The sequence below is a fragment of the Vicinamibacteria bacterium genome (genome assembly GCA_035570235.1).
Classification (GTDB): Bacteria; Acidobacteriota; Vicinamibacteria; order Fen-336; family Fen-336; genus DATMML01.
On sequence record DATMML010000121.1, the window covers coordinates 22,741 to 38,173 of the forward strand.

Annotated in this window: 12 protein-coding genes; 3 read left to right on the plus strand and 9 right to left on the minus strand. The window is 68.4% G+C overall.

The window, feature by feature from the left end; all coding sequences use genetic code 11:
• Window positions 1-6: 6 nt before the first annotated feature.
• From VN461_21755 to VN461_21770, 4 genes are all read right to left on the minus strand, one after another.
• Window positions 7-1,950 carry an NAD(+) synthase gene (locus tag VN461_21755; protein ID HXB57402.1) on the minus strand — a complete coding sequence of 648 codons (1,944 nt, stop codon included), beginning with the start codon at window positions 1,948-1,950 and terminating at the stop codon, window positions 7-9.
• 86 nt (window positions 1,951-2,036) lie between these two features.
• Complete coding sequence (locus VN461_21760) at window positions 2,037-2,663, minus strand: GNAT family protein (protein ID HXB57403.1); 627 nt, start codon at window positions 2,661-2,663, stop codon at window positions 2,037-2,039.
• Window positions 2,664-2,789: 126 nt separating this feature from the next.
• Window positions 2,790-3,203 carry a c-type cytochrome gene (locus tag VN461_21765; GenBank protein ID HXB57404.1) on the minus strand — a complete coding sequence of 138 codons (414 nt, stop codon included), beginning with the start codon at window positions 3,201-3,203 and terminating at the stop codon, window positions 2,790-2,792.
• Window positions 3,200-4,084: a hypothetical protein gene (locus tag VN461_21770; protein ID HXB57405.1), complete on the minus strand. Its 885-nt coding sequence runs from the start codon at window positions 4,082-4,084 to the stop codon at window positions 3,200-3,202. Before VN461_21770 ends, VN461_21765 begins: the two co-directional genes overlap by 4 nt.
• A gap of 299 nt (window positions 4,085-4,383) precedes the next feature.
• Here VN461_21770 and VN461_21775 point away from each other — a divergent pair, with 299 nt between their 5' ends.
• Window positions 4,384-5,151 (plus strand): CsgG/HfaB family protein, encoded by a 768-nt coding sequence (locus VN461_21775; GenBank protein HXB57406.1) that lies wholly within the window; start codon window positions 4,384-4,386, stop codon window positions 5,149-5,151.
• Between the two features lie 12 nt (window positions 5,152-5,163).
• On the opposite strand, the gene msrA is transcribed toward VN461_21775, so the two are convergent.
• Genes msrA through VN461_21790 form a run of 3 tightly spaced genes read right to left on the minus strand, consistent with a single transcriptional unit; the run spans window position 5,164 to window position 10,192 of the window.
• Window positions 5,164-5,817, minus strand: coding sequence for a peptide-methionine (S)-S-oxide reductase MsrA (gene msrA, locus VN461_21780; protein ID HXB57407.1), 654 nt, complete (start codon window positions 5,815-5,817; stop codon window positions 5,164-5,166).
• Between the two features lie 32 nt (window positions 5,818-5,849).
• A complete protein-coding gene (locus VN461_21785; protein ID HXB57408.1) occupies window positions 5,850-9,098 on the minus strand; it encodes an efflux RND transporter permease subunit in 3,249 nt (1,082 codons plus the stop codon).
• Window positions 9,095-10,192 carry an efflux RND transporter periplasmic adaptor subunit gene (locus VN461_21790; GenBank protein HXB57409.1) on the minus strand — a complete coding sequence of 366 codons (1,098 nt, stop codon included), beginning with the start codon at window positions 10,190-10,192 and terminating at the stop codon, window positions 9,095-9,097. Before VN461_21790 ends, VN461_21785 begins: the two co-directional genes overlap by 4 nt.
• A gap of 156 nt (window positions 10,193-10,348) precedes the next feature.
• Between VN461_21790 and VN461_21795 the strand changes: the two genes are divergently transcribed.
• Window positions 10,349-11,542 (plus strand): PQQ-dependent sugar dehydrogenase, encoded by a 1,194-nt coding sequence (locus VN461_21795; GenBank protein HXB57410.1) that lies wholly within the window; start codon window positions 10,349-10,351, stop codon window positions 11,540-11,542.
• Between the two features lie 7 nt (window positions 11,543-11,549).
• A complete protein-coding gene (locus VN461_21800; protein ID HXB57411.1) occupies window positions 11,550-12,899 on the plus strand; it encodes a hypothetical protein in 1,350 nt (449 codons plus the stop codon).
• Window positions 12,900-12,999: 100 nt separating this feature from the next.
• On the opposite strand, the gene VN461_21805 is transcribed toward VN461_21800, so the two are convergent.
• Together VN461_21805 and VN461_21810 are read right to left on the minus strand one after the other, a co-directional pair.
• Window positions 13,000-14,400 carry a copper oxidase gene (locus VN461_21805; protein HXB57412.1) on the minus strand — a complete coding sequence of 467 codons (1,401 nt, stop codon included), beginning with the start codon at window positions 14,398-14,400 and terminating at the stop codon, window positions 13,000-13,002.
• Window positions 14,397-15,433 (minus strand): TolC family protein (locus tag VN461_21810; GenBank protein ID HXB57413.1); only part of this gene is annotated, 1,037 nt, incomplete at its 5' end. The genes VN461_21810 and VN461_21805, both read right to left, overlap by 4 nt.

The following is a 15,433-nucleotide window of genomic DNA, read 5'->3' on the forward strand; positions in this document are numbered from 1 at the left end:
GCGAGGCTAGACCTCGCGCAGCCAGGCTTCCTTGGAGGCGTCGCTGGGCATCCGCCAGTCTCCGCGTGGAGAAAGGCTGACGGAGCCTACCTTGGGCCCGTCGGGCATCACGGATCGCTTGAACTGACTGTCAAAGAAGCGCTCGATGAAGACGCGCAGCCAAGTCCGGAGGGTCTCCGTCGGGTAGCGATCGGCGAAGGCGTGCTCGGCCAGGAAGAGCGTCTTGCGCGGACCCGCCCCCAGGCGGACGAAACTGAAGAGGAAGAAGTCGTGGAGTTCGTAGGGGCCCACGATCTCCTCCGTTCGCTGGGCGATGGCCCCGTCGGCTCGGGGGGGGAGGAGCTCCGGGGAGACCGGCGTCTCCAGGACCGCCTGCAGCACCGCGCGCTCGGCCTCTCCCGCCTGATGGTCGGCCACCCAGCGCACGAGCTGGCGCACCAGGGTCTTGGGCACACCCCCGTTCACGTTGTACATCGCGATCTGGTCTCCGCCGAAGGTGTAAAAGCCCAGCGCCAGCTCCGAGAGGTCCCCCGTGCCCACCACCAGGCCCCCCTCCTGGTTGGCCAGGTCCATCAGCACCTGGGTGCGCTCGCGAGCCTGAAGGTTCTGGTAGGTCGCGCTCGTGCGGTCCTCGGGATCGAGTCCGATGTCGCGAATGTGCTGGGTGCAGGCGGGCCGGACGTCGATCTCGCGCAGGCTGGCCCCGGTGGCGGTGGCCAGGCGGCGCGCGTTGGTGAGGGTCTGCTCGCTGGTGCCGAAGCCGGGGAGCGTCACGGCCAGTACGCCCGGGCGGGGCAGCCCCAGGAGGTCGGCCGTTCGCACCGCCACCAGCAGGGCCAGGGTCGAGTCGAGTCCGCCCGAGAGCCCGAGCACCGGGCGGCGGATCCCGGTGTGCTCGAGGCGCCGGGCCAGGCCCGCGGTCTGGATGGAGAAGACCTCGCGGCAGCGCTCGTCGAGGAGGCCCGGGTCGGAGGGCACGAAGGGATGCGCATCCACCGCCCGCAGAAGGCGGTGGGGGTCGGGGGGGGGGATGGGCCGGAGGGCGACGCGGCGTGGATCGCGACCGCGGGGATGAACGGCATCCGCGAAGGAGGTCTGGCGCATCCGCTCCACCAGGAGCCGCTCGGTGTCCACGTCCGTCGCGATGAGGTCCCCGCTCCTCCGGAACCGCTCTCCCTCCGCCAGGAGCACGCCATTCTCTGCCACCATCAAGTGGCCCCCGAAGACGAGGTCGGTGGTGGATTCGTGGACGCCGGCGTTTGCGTAGACGTAGGCGGAAAGGGTCCGCCCCGACTGCTGCCGCACCAGTTCCCGGCGGTAGTCCGCCTTCCCCACCAGGTCCGGGGAGGCGGAGGGGTTGAGGAGGACGGTAGCCCCCGCCACCGCCTGTCGGCTGCTGGGGGAGATGGGCGCCCACAGGTCCTCACAGATCTCCAAGGCCAGGGTCACCCCCGGCTCGCTCTCCGCGCCGAAGAGGAGGTCGGTGCCGAAGGGCACGTCCGCGCCCGCCAGGCGGACGGTGTCGCGGGTGGCTTCCCGTGCCGAGGAGAACCAGCGCTCCTCGTAGTATTCGCCGTACCCGGGCAGGAAGGTTTTGGGGACCACGCCCAGCAGCCGCCCTCCCTGGATCAAGGCCGCGGCGTTGAAGAGCCGGCCGTCCAGGGCCACGGGCAGGCCCACCGCCACCACCATGGGCAGAGAGGCGGTCTCGCGCAGCAGCCACGCCAGGGCCCGCTCCGCACCCGCGACCAGGGTGGAGAGGCTGAAGAAGAGGTCGCCCGCGGTATAGCCCGCGAGGCCCAACTCCGGGAGGACGAGTACCTGCACTCCCCGCTCCCGCGCTTGGTGCACGGTTCGCAGGGACTCCGCGGCGTTGCGCTCGGGGTCGGCCACCGCCACCGGGGGACAAGCCGCCCCCACGCGCAGGAAGCCGAAGGGCGCGGTGGTCATGACTCAGGATACAACGGAACCGACCAGCGACCGCGGGCGGCGCACCCCCGAGCCAACCTCGACGGAAACGGCTGGAACGACGTGCTTTAGGGCCGGTCCAGGAGGCGACTCAGGTGCTGTTTCACGGCTGGCCATTCCGACGCCAAGATCGAAAAGCGCACCGAGTCGCGAGCAACGTAATCGGCCGCCATCCGGTGGGAGCGGAGAATCCCCTCGAACTTGGCGCCGATGCGTTCGAGCGCCGCGCGAGAGCGCTGGTTTCGCGCATCGGTGAAGAAGGAGACGCAGAGAACCTGCCAAGTCTCGAAGGCATGCGTCAGCATGAGCTTCTTGGCCTCGGTATTGGCGGCGGTCCGGATTGCCGAGTGGTTCAGCCAGGTGTAGCCGATCTCGCAGACGTCGGGAGCGTGCTGGCCGTGCCGCGGGTGATGCGGCGGCCACGACCATCGCTCTAGGTTCCAGAATCGCGTCGACCCGATGATGACGCCGTCACTCTTGCGGACGATGGCAAAGGGCACCGCGCTCCCCGCGTCACGCCAGGTCAGCGCGGTATTGACGTAGCTTCTGGTCTCAACCTCGCCCCGCGGGACGGGACTCCACTGATAGAGAGAGGGGTCGGTTGCCGACGCGGCGACCAAGCCGTCGACGTGGCGCTGCTCAAGCGCTTCGAGACGAACGTGCCCCCCGATGAGCACAAGACCTTCGGTTCCCATGTCGTCCACTATGCAATTAGTCTCCCAAGGGCCGCAAACGGTCGGCGGGTGGCGCGTACCGCCCCGGGATCGTGGTCCGGGCCGAGGCAGGAGCGCCGGAGCGCCACCCTCATGGCCGGGGGAGGCTCAGGGGCCCGAAGGTGTGGAGAGGGTCTTGAGGAACGTCACCAGCTGCCAGCGCCGGGCGTCCGGCAGACGAGACCACGACGGCATTCCCGCGCCCAAATCGCCGTTGGTCAGGAACCAATAGAGGTCGCCCGGGGGTGCGCCCTGTACCCGCCGGGACAGGAGCGGGGGTGCCTTGCCCCGGCCCCGGGCGTCATCGCCGTGGCACTCTGCGCAATGACGCAGGTAGAGCTTGTGGCCCGCCCGGATCGCCGACGGATCGCCCGCGAAGGGATTCGACCGCGAAGCGGCGGTCGACGGCGCTCTCGTCACCCCCACCGCATCCGTCCCCCGCTCGTCGTCACTCCCTTCCGCCAAGCCGAGCGTGGCCCACATCGGGAGGAGCAGGGTCATCAGGGCCAGACGGCGGCTCATCTTCCCTCCCCCCCAAAAAGCCCGAGCCGGCGCCCCAGGCCTGGGATCTCATAGGACACGCCGAAGCGGAGCAGGAAGCGGTGGCTGTTGCTGTTCAGGCCGAAGGTCGGGGAAACGCGGAACGTCACCCCGCGTGGATGCATCCAAGCCAGCAGGGGCGCGATGTAGTGGGAGGTGTCCCTGAGCCCGAGGCCTTGGGCGTCGCCCAGGCCGCCATACATCTCCACCCCGAGGACGAAGTTCTCCCGACAAAAGCTGCAAGGGTCGGGCGAAGCGGCCAGGGCCAGCGGCCGGCTGATGCCCACGGAGTAGCCGAACTCCCAGGGGCTATTGGCCAGATTCTTCTCGGCAATGATGTTCTCCGCCAGGTTGAAGCCCCTAAAGTTGCTAGAGAGGATCAGCTTGATCTCCATCTCCCGCTTTCTTACCCGTCGCGCCTGGTCGTTGGGTACAGCGTGGTCCGCTTCGCCGTCGTGCCCCACCACTTCGAGAAGGGTCTTGTCCGCCTCGTTGATGCTTTCAAACTCCATGTAGAGAACGGGGTTGATGCGGTGCTCCAGCCTCTCCAGCCGGAGTCGGTTCTCCCAGCGGAACCCGGTGAAGATCGCGCTGTCGTTCCGGGTGCCCTGGCCGTCGAGATAGAACTCGGTTGTCCACCACCCCTTGACGCCGTACTCGAGCTCGGTCCAGGAAGCCAAGAAGGCACCCCCTCCCCGCTGCGTCCCAAAAATGGGATTGACGGCAATCTCCAGGCTGTCCGGTTCCTCCATCTGGTGGTTGTAAGTAATGAAGAAGGGCCGCTCCTGGGCCTGGGCCTTTTGAGACATGAGGCTCGTGAGCACGATCAGGGAAAGGACTAAAATCCGAATCCCTCGGCTCATTGTTGCTCCCAGTAGATCATATTCAAGTAGTTATATTTAAACTAGTTATGGGTTCGGTCACGGTCATAATGAAAATGAAATTGAATTTCATATTCATTTAAAGTCCGCACTCTATCGAGCCGGTGGTCGCTTGTCAACCGGCCCGGAGGTGGGGCGGAAGAAGTGTGCGCGCCGGGCGCGCTCGGCGCGGAAAAACGCCCGCGTCTTCTTCGGGGGAGGAGCTATACTACGCCCCAATCACAGGGTCCCGATAGCTGCGGTCGGAAGAGCACCCGTGCTCCTTCGACAGGGAGGAGATCGTGAGACACGTCCATGGTGCGCAGGCGCTCGAAGCGCGCGGCCGGGTGGGGCCGGATGGCATGAGGTGGCCCTTCGCCGGGCTCGGACTGCTGGCGCTCGCGGGGGTCTTGGCCCTGCCCGGGACCGCCCGGCCCGAGCCCTCGCCGAAACGCATCCCGATCGCGGTCCTGGACTTCGACTACGGGACCATCCAGGACCGCTGGTGGGGACAGGCCGACATCGGCAAGGGGTTGGCGACGCAGGTCGTGGACGCCCTCGTCGAGGACGGGACGTTCCGGGTCATCGAGCGAGCCAAGCTCGCCACCATACTCGGTGAGCAGGACTTCTCAAAGACCAACCGGGCGGAGCCGGACGCGGCAGCTCTGGCCAAGGTGGGCAAGGTGCTCGGCATCCGCTACATCTTGGCGGGCTCCATCACCAAGTTCGCGAGCTCGGCCAAGAAATTCGGGGGCGGTGCGGCGGGGGCGGTGGCTCGGAGTGTCACCCCTTTGGGAGCCTTCTCCTTTCGGAAGGTCAAGCATGAGGTGGAGCTGACGGCGCGCCTCATCGACACCAAGACCGCGGAGGTGGTGGCTTCGTTCAAGGGCGCCGGCCTCTCCAAGAAGGGCGGCGGGATCGGGCTCGAGACCGGCGCGGGCGGAGAGGGCGCGACCTTGAATATGACCTCGGGCGACTACAAGATCAGCGGCCTCGGCGAGGCCCAGGAACAAGCCGCCCTCGAGCTGGTGCGCAACCTGCTCGCCCAGAGGAGCGAGATCCCCGACTAGGCGGAGGCGGGCCTAACGCGCGGGAAGGAGGCCCACCGGGCAACTCACGCCCGTGCCGCCGAGGCCGCAGTAGCCCTGGGGGTTCTTGGCCAGGTATTGCTGGTGGTACTCCTCGGCGTAGTAGAACTCCGGCGCGTCCAGGATCTCGGTGGTGATGGTGCCGTGGCCGGCGGCCGCGAGCGCCTCCTGGTAGGCGGCGCGGGAGGCCTCGGCGGCGGAGCGCTGGGCCGGGTCGGAGGCGTAGATGCCCGAGCGGTACTGCGTTCCCACGTCGTTTCCCTGGCGCATCCCCTGGGTGGGGTCGTGGCCCTCCCAGAACGCCTTGAGCAGCTGATCGTAGCCCACGACCGAGGGGTCGAAGATCACGCGCACGACCTCGTTATGGCCGGTCTGCCCGGTGCACACCTCCGGGTAGGTGGGGTTGGGGGTGAAGCCACCCGCGTAGCCCACGGCCGTGGTGTGCACGCCCTTGGTCTTCCAGAACTGCTTCTCCGCCCCCCAGAAGCAGCCCATGCCGAAAAGCGCCATCTGCATCCCGGCGGGGAAAGGAGGAAGCAGCGGCGTGCCCAGCACGAAGTGGCGGGCGGGCACGCTCATACGCTCCGCCCGGCCCGGCAGCGCCTCCGCCGGGGACGTCATCTTCAGCTTGCTGCCGCCAAACCTCATCGCTCACCTCCGCCCAGGTCCATTGTCACCCATTAGCCCTCTACCTCCGAGGGCCGCACCCGCCGCGCGCGCAGGGCGCGAAGCTCGGGAATGAGGGCGGCTCCCCGGCGGCGCCGCTCCTGGTTCCACACCACGACGTCGTCGAGCACGCTGTAGGCGGCGGGCACGACGAAGAGGGTGAGGATGGTGGACACGAACATGCCCCCCACGAGGGCGAGGGCCATGGGCCGCTGGGTCTCCGCCCCGGGGCCGAGGGCGAGGGCGGCGGGCAGCGCGCCCGCGATGGTGGCCATAGAGGTCATGAGGATGGGCCGCAGCCGAATGGGGCAGGCCTCGAGCAGGGCCTCCTGGCGGCCGCGCCCCCGTTCCCGGATCTGGTTAGTGAAGTCGACGAGGAGGATCGAGTTCTTCTTGGCGATGCCCATGAGGAGGATGAGCCCCAGCATGCTGTAGACGTTCATGGACTGGCCGCTCACCCAGAGGACGAGAAGGGCGCCGCTCATGCTGAAGGGGAGGGCGAGAAGCACGGTCAGGGGGTGGGTGAAGGCGTTGAACTGGGCGGCCAGGACCATGTAGGCCACGGCGAGGCCCATGATGAAGGCGAAGAACAAGGAGTTGAAGGACTCCTGGAAGGCCTGGCTGCTCCCGGAGGGGATGGCCCGATAGCCGTCGGGGAGGATCTTCCGCGCCAGGTCCTGGGAGACCCGGATGGCCTCGGCCTGGGAGACCCCCGGGAGCACGTTCGCGAAGACCGTGATCGCGCGTTCCCGGTCCTTGCGGGTGATGGCCTGGAGAGTCGGGCGCTGCTCGATGCGCACCAGATCCCCCAGGCGCACCAGCGATCCGCTCGCCGTCCGCACCAGAAGGCGGTCGATGTCCTCGGGCCGACCCCGCTGGGGGGCGAGGAGGCGCACGCGGATGTCGTAGCGGCGCCCCTTGTCCTTGAACTTCCCCACCCGCTCCCCCCCGATGGCGGCGTTGACCGTCTCTCCGATGTCCGCCATGCTGACCCCGAGGTCGGCGGCCCGGTTGCGGTTGGGCACGACCTGGACTTCGGGCATCCCCACCTGGTAGTCGCTGTCCACGTCGGTGACGAGGCCGGACTGGCGCATCTGCTCCATCAGCTCCTGGGTGGCGTGGGCGAGGGTCTCCCAGTCCCGGCCCCGGATGGCCAGCTCCACCGGGAACCCGCGGCTGGTGCTGAAGCCCTGCTGGGAGGGATCCTGCATGATCGCGCGTACGCCTGGTATTTGGTTCCAGGCCCGGCGCACCACGTCCATCAGCTCCTCCTGGGTGAGGCGGCGCCCCTTGCCGGGATCGCGCGGGCGCTGCCCGGGCTCCTTCAGGGTCACGAAGACGAAGCCGGTGTTGACCTCGCCCCCTCCGAAGCCCCCGATGACGCCGAAGTAGCGCTCCACCTCGGGCCGCGTGCTCAGGAACTCCTCGGCCTGCTTGAAAGCGCGGTTGGTGGCGTCGAGGCTCGTGCCCACCGGGGTCAGGATCCGGGCCATGAACATGTTCGTGTCCTGGCTGGGGATGAACTCCATGCGGAGCAGCTTCAGAAGCCCGAGGGAGAGCACGAAGAAGACGAGCGCACCTGCGAGGACCCAGAGCCGGTGCTGAAGCGCCGGCTTCAGCCACTCCAGGTAGGACGCGGACAACCGGTGGAATAGGCGCTCCACGGCCCGGCCGAACCGCCCCTGCCGCTCCCCCACCTCCAAGAACTGGGAGCAGCGCATGGGGGCCAGGGTCAGGGCCTCGAGGAGCGAGAGGAGCACGGCCACGGAGATAGTGACCCCGAACTGGAAGAAGAACTTGCCGATGATGCCCTTCATGAAGGCCACGGGGAGGAAGATGGCCACGATGGCGGCGGTGGTGGCGGCGGCGGCAAAGGTGATCTCCCGCGCTCCCACCGAGGCGGCGGTGACCTTCCCCAGACCCTTCTCCCGGTGCCGGTAGATGTTCTCGAGGACCATGATCGCGTCGTCCACCACGATCCCCACGGTCAGGGAGAGGCCGAGGACGGTGAAGGTATTGAGCGTGAAGCCGAAGAAGTACATCACGATGAAGGTGCCCAGGATGGAGGTGGGGATGGCCAGGAGCACGTTCAAGGTGGAGGAGAGGGAGCCCAGGAACAGCCAGCAGACGCAACCGGTCAGGAGGGCGGCCAGGAAGAGCGTGAACAGGATCTCGTGGATGGCGTCCTCCACGTAGGTGGTGGCGTCGAAGTTGACGGTCAGGGTGAGCCCCTCCGGGAGTTGGCTCTGCAGTTCCAGCATCTTCGCCTTGGCGTCCCGCCCCACCTGGACGGCGTTGGCTCCCCGCAGCTTCTTGAGTCCGAAGCCCACCGAGGGGAGGCCGTTGGCCCGGGCCATGCGACGCCGGTCCTCGAGGCCGTCCTCCACCACCGCCACGTCCTTGAGCCGGACGGGGGCCCCGCTCTTGTAAGTCACGACCAGGCTGCGGAAGGTCTCGACGTCGATCGCCTCCCCCTCCGCGCGGACGTTCATCTCCCGCTCCGGGGTCTCGATGCGGCCCGCGGGCACCTCCAGGTGTTCGCGCTGGATGGCCCGGGTCACGTCCTGTACGGTCAGCCCCAGGGCCTCCATCCGTCCCGCGTCGAACCAGACCCGGATGCTGCGCTCCCGGTACCCTCCGAGCTGGATCTCGCCCACCCCCTCGATGGTCTGGAACTGGGGTTTGAGCACGTTGCGGATGTAGTCGGCCATGAAGTTGGGGGGCCGGTTCCCCGCCAGCGCAAACCAGAGGATGGGCTGGTCTTCGGGATTGGTCTTGGTGATGATGGGCGGGTCTATCTCGCGGGGGAGGCGGCGGGCGGCCTGGGCCACCCGGGTCTGAACGTCCTGGAGGGCGGCGTCGATGTTGCGGGAGAGGTCGAACTCCACCGTGATGTTGGCCGCGCCCTGCCGGGAGGTGGAGGAGATCTGCTTGATTCCTTCGATCGAGGTCACCGCGTCCTCGATGAAGTCCACTACGTCCGTCTCCATGATCTCGGGGGAGGCCCCCTCGTAGGTCACGGCGATGTTGACGACGGGGAAATCCACGTCGGGGTTTTCGCTCACCCCCAGCCCCTTCACCACCCCCCCGAAGCCGGTGTAGCAGATCAGGCCGAAGCCGATGAGGGCCGCCATCAGCATCCAGGCAAAGACATGGTTGCGGATGGAGATGTCGGCGAGGGTCATGCCGGTGGCAATCTTCTGCGGATCCTCCTTCCCCTCCGGATCCTCCCCGCGCCCGCCCGGCCGCTCTTCGTCCGTCATTCCGACTTCTCCGGTCGCGGGGACTCCGGCGCGGCCTGAAGAGGAACGCCCTCCGAGAGGCGGTCCGAGCCCTCCACCACCACCGTTTCCCCGCCCTGGAGCCCGGAGACGATCTCCACCCGCCCCCCCGTCGTGCGCAGACCGATCTGGACCGGGCGCAGGCGCGCCTTGCCGTTCTCCACCGCGTAGATCACGAAGCCGCGCTCGCTGGCCTGGACCGCCCCCTCCGGCACCACGAGGGCGTTCTTGCGAGACTCCGCGGCCAGGGTCACCTCCGCGAAGAACCCGGGCTTCAGGACCCCGGGGTTCGCCACCCAGGCCAGCACCTCGACCTGGCGCGTGGTGGGGTCTGCCACCTGGCCCACATGGTAGATGCGGGCGGGAAAGTCCTTTGAGGCCACCCGGAAGCCCACGGTGTCGCCCTCCTTGGCGTGGAGGGACTCCACCTCCGAGACTTTGAAGCGCAGGCGCAACCGGCTCACATCCACCAGGGTGGCGAGGACGTTGCCGTTCTTCACGAACTCGCCCGTATCCACGGCCCGGGTATTGATGACGCCGGCCTGGGAGGGCCGCACCTCGGAGCGCCGCCGGTTCTGCCGCGCCCAGTCCCAAGCCGCCTTGGCGGCGGCCGTCTCCGCGCTCAGGCGCTCCGTCTCCTGACGCGAACGGTTGAGCTCCTCGTGCGCGACCAGTTGGTCGCGGGCCAGGTCCTCGCGCCGTTGGAGATCCCCCTCCGCCCGGTGGAGGTCGGCCAGGGTCTTCTTATAGGTGGCCTCGGCTCCCTCCGCCTCCAGCCGGTATCGCTCGGGGTCGATGCGGAGCAAGACCGTTTCCGGCGTGACCCGGTCGCCCTCGTGGAAGCGAACGTCGGTCACCGCCCCCTCCACCTCGGCCGTGACGTGGACGAGATCCTGGGCCTCGAGGGACCCCAGGGCCTTGATCTGGTAGACGACGTCCTCGATCACGACCGGCGCCACCCGCACCGTGAGGGACGGACGGCCGCCGGCGGCCCGGGTCGCCGGCTGCGCCCCCCCGCAGCCCGGGGAGAAGACGGAGGGCAGCAGGACGAGACCGAGGAACCGGATGTAAGGCACGATGTGACCTTTCCCGGGCAGGCTTCCCACCCGGCAACATCGCATTCTCCGCGAGTAGGGGACGCTTTCCAAGCGCGGGCGGCTCGAGGGGACGTAAAATGATGTGCTGCCCCTTCAAGAGATTGATCTTCTCCAGGAGGGTGCGGGGGAAGCCTGATGCGGGAGACCAGCCTCATCGTGACCCTGGCCGTGGCCGTGGCCGCCGGTTGCGGCCACGAGGCGCCGACCGTCACCGCCACCCCTACGCCCGAGGCTTGCGCCGCGGGCACGCCGCTAGCGGGAACGCCCCCCCTGACCGCGACCCTGGTGGCCAGCGGCTTCGAGATCCCGCTCGACCTTCAGGCCCCTCCCGGGGACCGGGACCGCGTCTTCGTGGTGGAGCAGGTCGGGGTCATCAAGATCGTGAAGGCGGGAACGGTCCTGGCCACGCCCTTCCTGGACATCCACACCAAGACCCGCCCCGGAGGGGAGCAGGGGTTGCTCGGCCTCGCCTTCCACCCCCAATACGCAACCAACCACCGCTTCTATGTGAACTACACGGATCGACAGGGGGATACCCACATCTCGGAATTCCAGTCCTCCTCCACCAGCCCCGATTTCGCGGACCCCGCGACGGAGAGGGAACTCCTTTACCAGCATCAGCCCTTCCCCAACCACAACGGCGGAGGGCTGGCCTTCGGCGGGGACGGCATGCTCTACGTCGGCCTGGGCGATGGAGGGTCGGGCGGCGATCCTTTTGGCAACGGCCAGAACTTGAAGACACCCCTAGGCAAGATGCTGCGCTACGACGTGGATCACGGCGTCCCCCCCGACAACCCATTCCTGAGCTCCCCCGGGGCCTTCCCCTACATCTGGGCCTACGGCCTGCGCAATCCTTTCCGCTTCGCCTTCGACCGCGCCACGGGAGACCTCTACATCGGGGATGTGGGGCAGAACCTCCACGAGGAGGTCGACGTGGCGCTGGCCCCTCGCCACGGAGGCGAGAACTACGGCTGGAACATCATGGAGGGGCTCTCCTGCTACGCCCCCTCTTCGGGCTGCAACCAGGCGGGCCTCACCCTGCCCGTGCTCGACTACGGCCACGATCAAGGCTGCGCCATCATCGGGGGCGTGGTATACCGCGGCTGCCTCATGCCCGGCTATGCGGGCACGTATTTCTACGGGGACGAATGCAGCGCATTCGTGCGCTCTTTTCGTATGAAGGGAGGAACGGTGACGGAGCAGAAGGACTGGACGGCGAGCGTGGGTAAGGGACTTCAGAACATCTCCTCCTTCGGGGTGGACGCCGACGGCGAGATTTACATCGTGGAGTACGCGGGCCGGCTCTTCAAGATCGTTCCCGCCCCCTGAGCGGCCCATGCTGAAGAAAGTCCTCATCGCGGGAACCCTCGCCGGCGGCCTTCTCTTTGCGCTGCTGCTCATTCTTCTCCTGACGAACTTCGACTCACCCCGTCTAGGGAAGGCCGCTCTGGATCGAGCGAGCTCGGCCACGGGCGTGCAGCTGCATGCAAAGGCCTTCCGGCTGAACCTCTTGCGAGGTCTGGTGCTGGAGGGAGTGGAAGCCGCCGCCACCGCACCCGTCCACGCGGAAGTGCACCTGGATCGGCTCGTGTTCCAGCACCGATGGTTGCCGCTGCTCACGGGCCGGGTGGCCGTGGACCGGGTCCTCGTAGACGGGCTGCGGCTCAAGGTGAGCCTGCCCAGCGCGGCCAGGGGGGCGAGCGCGGCCCCCGCTCGGGCCCGGCCCACGCCCGCCCAGGGCGCGGCCGCCCTCGCGGTCGAGGTCTCCGAGGTCGCGCTCCGGCGCGCCTCCATGGAGGTCTTCACCGAGGGCCAGAAACAACCGACCGCCACCCTGAAGGGCCTCGACCTGCTCCTCCGCAACCTGGACCTCGAGCCGGGGGCGGAGGGCGTGGCGGCCGCCCTGTCCGGGGAGGGCAACCTCCGGATCGAGGAGATCGCGTTCGCGACCACGCACGTGCGCGACGTGCAGGGCGAGCTCAACCTTCGGAAGGGGCACCTCGAGGTGCGGGGAGCGCGCTTCACCACCGAGGAGGGTCGGTTCGAGGCCGGGTTCACGGCCGAGCTCGCCCGCACCCCCCTGCGCTACACGCTCACCCTCAAAGGGGACTTGGACATCAACGCCTCGGCGGGGGCGGGCAAAGGGGGCGGATTCGGTCCCGGCTCTCTGGACATGAAAGGGGAGGGCGAGGGGGTGGAGTCGACGGGCCTCAAGGGGACGGGCGTCTTCAAGCTCGCCGCGGGCCGGCTCCCCGCCACGCCCCTGCTGGCGGGGATCGAGAAGGCCCTGGGCCGGACAAGCCTGGCCGGATCTCCCTACAAGGCCACCCAGACCACGTTCCGGGCCGAGAACGACCGCATCTCCTTCGACCGCTTTCCCATCGAGTCGGAGAAGCTGGCCCTCGACTGCGAGGGCTGGTCGAGCATGGAGGGGGCGATCGGGATGAGCCTGATCGTGCGCACTCCCCGCCAGGGGCTCAGGATCGCGGGGGTGCCGGACGAGGTCTTCGATGGCCTGACCGACGAGAAAGGCTGGGTGGCCATACCCCTCAAGGTCACGGGGACCGAGCTCCAGCCAAGGGTCCTGCCCGACACCGAGGCCCTCATGGGCGAGGCGCGCAAGGGAGCCAAGAAGGCGCTCGAGAAGAAGGCCGCCGGCCGGTTGAAGGACCTGTTCAAGCGCTAGCCACCTCGGATCGTGATCGAGTCCGGTCTCCTACCCCCGGGGCACTCCTCGGCTCGGTCGCAACCAACGGCCCGGGCGTCACCTTCGGTGAACGCGCGGCTCACGGCCCCTTCCCGCCGGGCGGTGGTGGCGCCTCGTGGTGATGTTCGTGCGCCGGCTTGGCCGCGTCCTTAGGGGGGCCGTCCACCTTGAAGGCACGGGTGCCCTTCGGCTGCTCGTACCAACCAGGGTCCTCGTAGCTCGTGATCCCCTCCCGGATCTTGACCACCGTGAACATCCCTCCCATCTCGATGTTTCCGAAGGGGCCGGTGCCGGTCATCATGGGCAGGGTGTTCTCGACGCCCCGCGCGTGCTCGGCGTGGCTGGCGTGCTCGGCCATGCCGTCCGAGCCCATCGCGGTATAGCCGGGGATGAGCGCGCCGATGCTTCGCTCGACGGCGGGGCGGTCGATCCCGATCATGTTGGGGATCGCGTGGTTCATGGCGTTCATGGCGTGGTGGGTCTTGTGGCAGTGCAGGATCCAGTCCCCGGGCACCTCGGCCACGAACTCGACGGCGCGGGTCGTGCCCGGAGCCACGTCGACCGTGGTCTCCGGCCACTGGGCGGTCTTCGGGATCTGGCCGCCGTCGGTCTCCACGACCCAGAAGCGATGCCCGTGGACATGCAGGGGGTGGCTGTCCATGCTGACGTTCGCAAAGCGCAGCCGCACCCGGTCGCCCCGTCGCGCCACCAGGGGGGCCGTTCCCGGGAAGGCCCGGCTGTTGAAGGTGAAGATGTTGAAGTCCGTCATGACGCTCGGGTTCGGGGTGTAGGTCCCGGGCTCCACCAGCCACTCGTGGGCGAAGATGCAGAAGTCCCTGTCAATCGGGGGGTCGGGCGGCTGTTTGGGATGGATGATGAAGAAGCCCATCATCCCCAGCGCCATCTGCACGGTCTCGTCGGCGTGCGGGTGGTACATGTACGTGCCGTGCTGCCGGAGCGTGAACTCGTAGGAGTAGGTCTCCCCGGGCTCGATCGGGGGCTGGTTGAGGCCGGCCACGCCGTCCATGCCATTGGGCAGGAAGATCCCGTGCCAATGGATGCCCGTGTGCTCCGGTAGCCTGTTGGTGACCAGGATGCGCACGCGGTCGCCCTCCACGGCCTCGATCGTGGGCCCCGGCGTGAGGCCGTTGTAGCCCCAACAGTTCACGACCATGCCCGGCGCGAACTCGCGCTTGACCGGCTCCGCGATCAAGTGGAATTCCTTGGCCCCGTCCTTCATCACCCAGGGCAGGCTTGCGCCGTTGGGGGTGACGACCGGCGTGTAGGGCAGCCGGCCGGGGCGGGGTCCGGTCGCCCGGGAGGGCACCGACGCCTCGGACCCGCCGGGCCTATCGTGGCCGGCATGCGGATCCTCCTGGGCCAGCGCGCGGCTCCCCGCGCCGCGGCCCAGGCGATCCAGGAACGCCGAGCCCGCGGTGAGGGCGCATCCGAGCAGGTATCGCCTCCTCGTGAACGTCACGGGTTGCCTCCTTCCTTCGATGCCGCGCTCGGCTCCCCCCCGGGGTGAAGCCGCCCCCCCACCGCCCGCTCGAGCTCGGTGCGGGCGATCCAGTAGTCCCGCCAGGCCTGGATATGGGCGCGTTCGGTCTGCGCTTCCGCCTGCTTGGCCAGCAGAAGCTCGTAAGTGCCCTTGAGCATCATGTTGTAGCCCTTGAGGGTCAGGTCCAGGATCCGCGCGCGCTCCGGGAGCAGGACGCGCGCGTAGTAGCGGGCCAGGTCGCGGGTGGCGAGGACGAGATCGCGCGCGTGGCGCACCTCCGAGCGGGCGTTGATGGCCAGGGCCTCGAGCTGCCGCTGGGCCTGCCGGTGCTGGGCCTCCAGGCGGGCGATGGAAGCCCGGCCGGTGTCGAAGATCGGCAGCTGCAGCGCGAGCGACGGGCCCGTCACGAGCTGCCCGGCGGTGTCCCGCTCGCCCTGCAAACCGACGTTGATGCCCAGGGGGAAGTAGCGGGTCCCTCGCTTCAGGGCGAGCGCCCGGCCCACGAGGTCCACCCCCCACCGCGCCGCCGCCACGTCCAGGCGCTGGGAGATGGCCAGTGACTCGAGCCCCGAGAGGGGGATCTCCTCGTCGGGGATCTCCGGGAGCTGGCTCGCCATTCTCCAGTTCGTGTCGGGGCCCCAGAGCCCGAGGAGGCGGTTGAGGCGCTCCCGGTCGGCGCGCACCTGCATGCCTTCGAAGGCCACCTCGACTCGCGACTGGTCGAGGGCGGCTCGATAGTTCGCAAGGTCGAGGTCGTTCAGGGTGCCCGCCTCGTGCTGCTTCTGCGCAAACTCGGCGGCGGCGCGGTTCACCTCCACGACCAGCTCCAGCCGCGTGCGAAGCTGCTCCCCGGCCTGCAGGTTGAAGTAGGCGGTCTTGACCTCGGCCATGAGCCCGAGAACCTCGTTTCCGAGGCGAAGCTTGGTCTGCTCGAGCTCGGCGGCGCGGATCTTCCTGCGGAGAGGCCGCGTGAGGATGTCGAGCACGTCCTCGACAAGGCCCACCTCCACGT

Bases quoted from the DNA above. Each gene is read 5' to 3' on its own strand.
- VN461_21755 (HXB57402.1), bottom strand. From the start codon at position 1,950: ATGACCACCGCGCCCTTCGGCTTCCTGCGCGTGGGGGCGGCTTGTCCC.
- VN461_21760 (HXB57403.1), bottom strand. From the start codon at position 2,663: ATGGGAACCGAAGGTCTTGTGCTCATCGGGGGGCACGTTCGTCTCGAA.
- VN461_21765 (HXB57404.1), bottom strand. From the start codon at position 3,203: ATGAGCCGCCGTCTGGCCCTGATGACCCTGCTCCTCCCGATGTGGGCC.
- VN461_21770 (HXB57405.1), bottom strand. From the start codon at position 4,084: ATGAGCCGAGGGATTCGGATTTTAGTCCTTTCCCTGATCGTGCTCACG.
- msrA (HXB57407.1), bottom strand. From the start codon at position 5,817: ATGAGGTTTGGCGGCAGCAAGCTGAAGATGACGTCCCCGGCGGAGGCG.
- VN461_21785 (HXB57408.1), bottom strand. From the start codon at position 9,098: ATGACGGACGAAGAGCGGCCGGGCGGGCGCGGGGAGGATCCGGAGGGG.
- VN461_21795 (HXB57410.1), top strand. From the start codon at position 10,349: ATGCGGGAGACCAGCCTCATCGTGACCCTGGCCGTGGCCGTGGCCGCC.
- VN461_21800 (HXB57411.1), top strand. From the start codon at position 11,550: ATGCTGAAGAAAGTCCTCATCGCGGGAACCCTCGCCGGCGGCCTTCTC.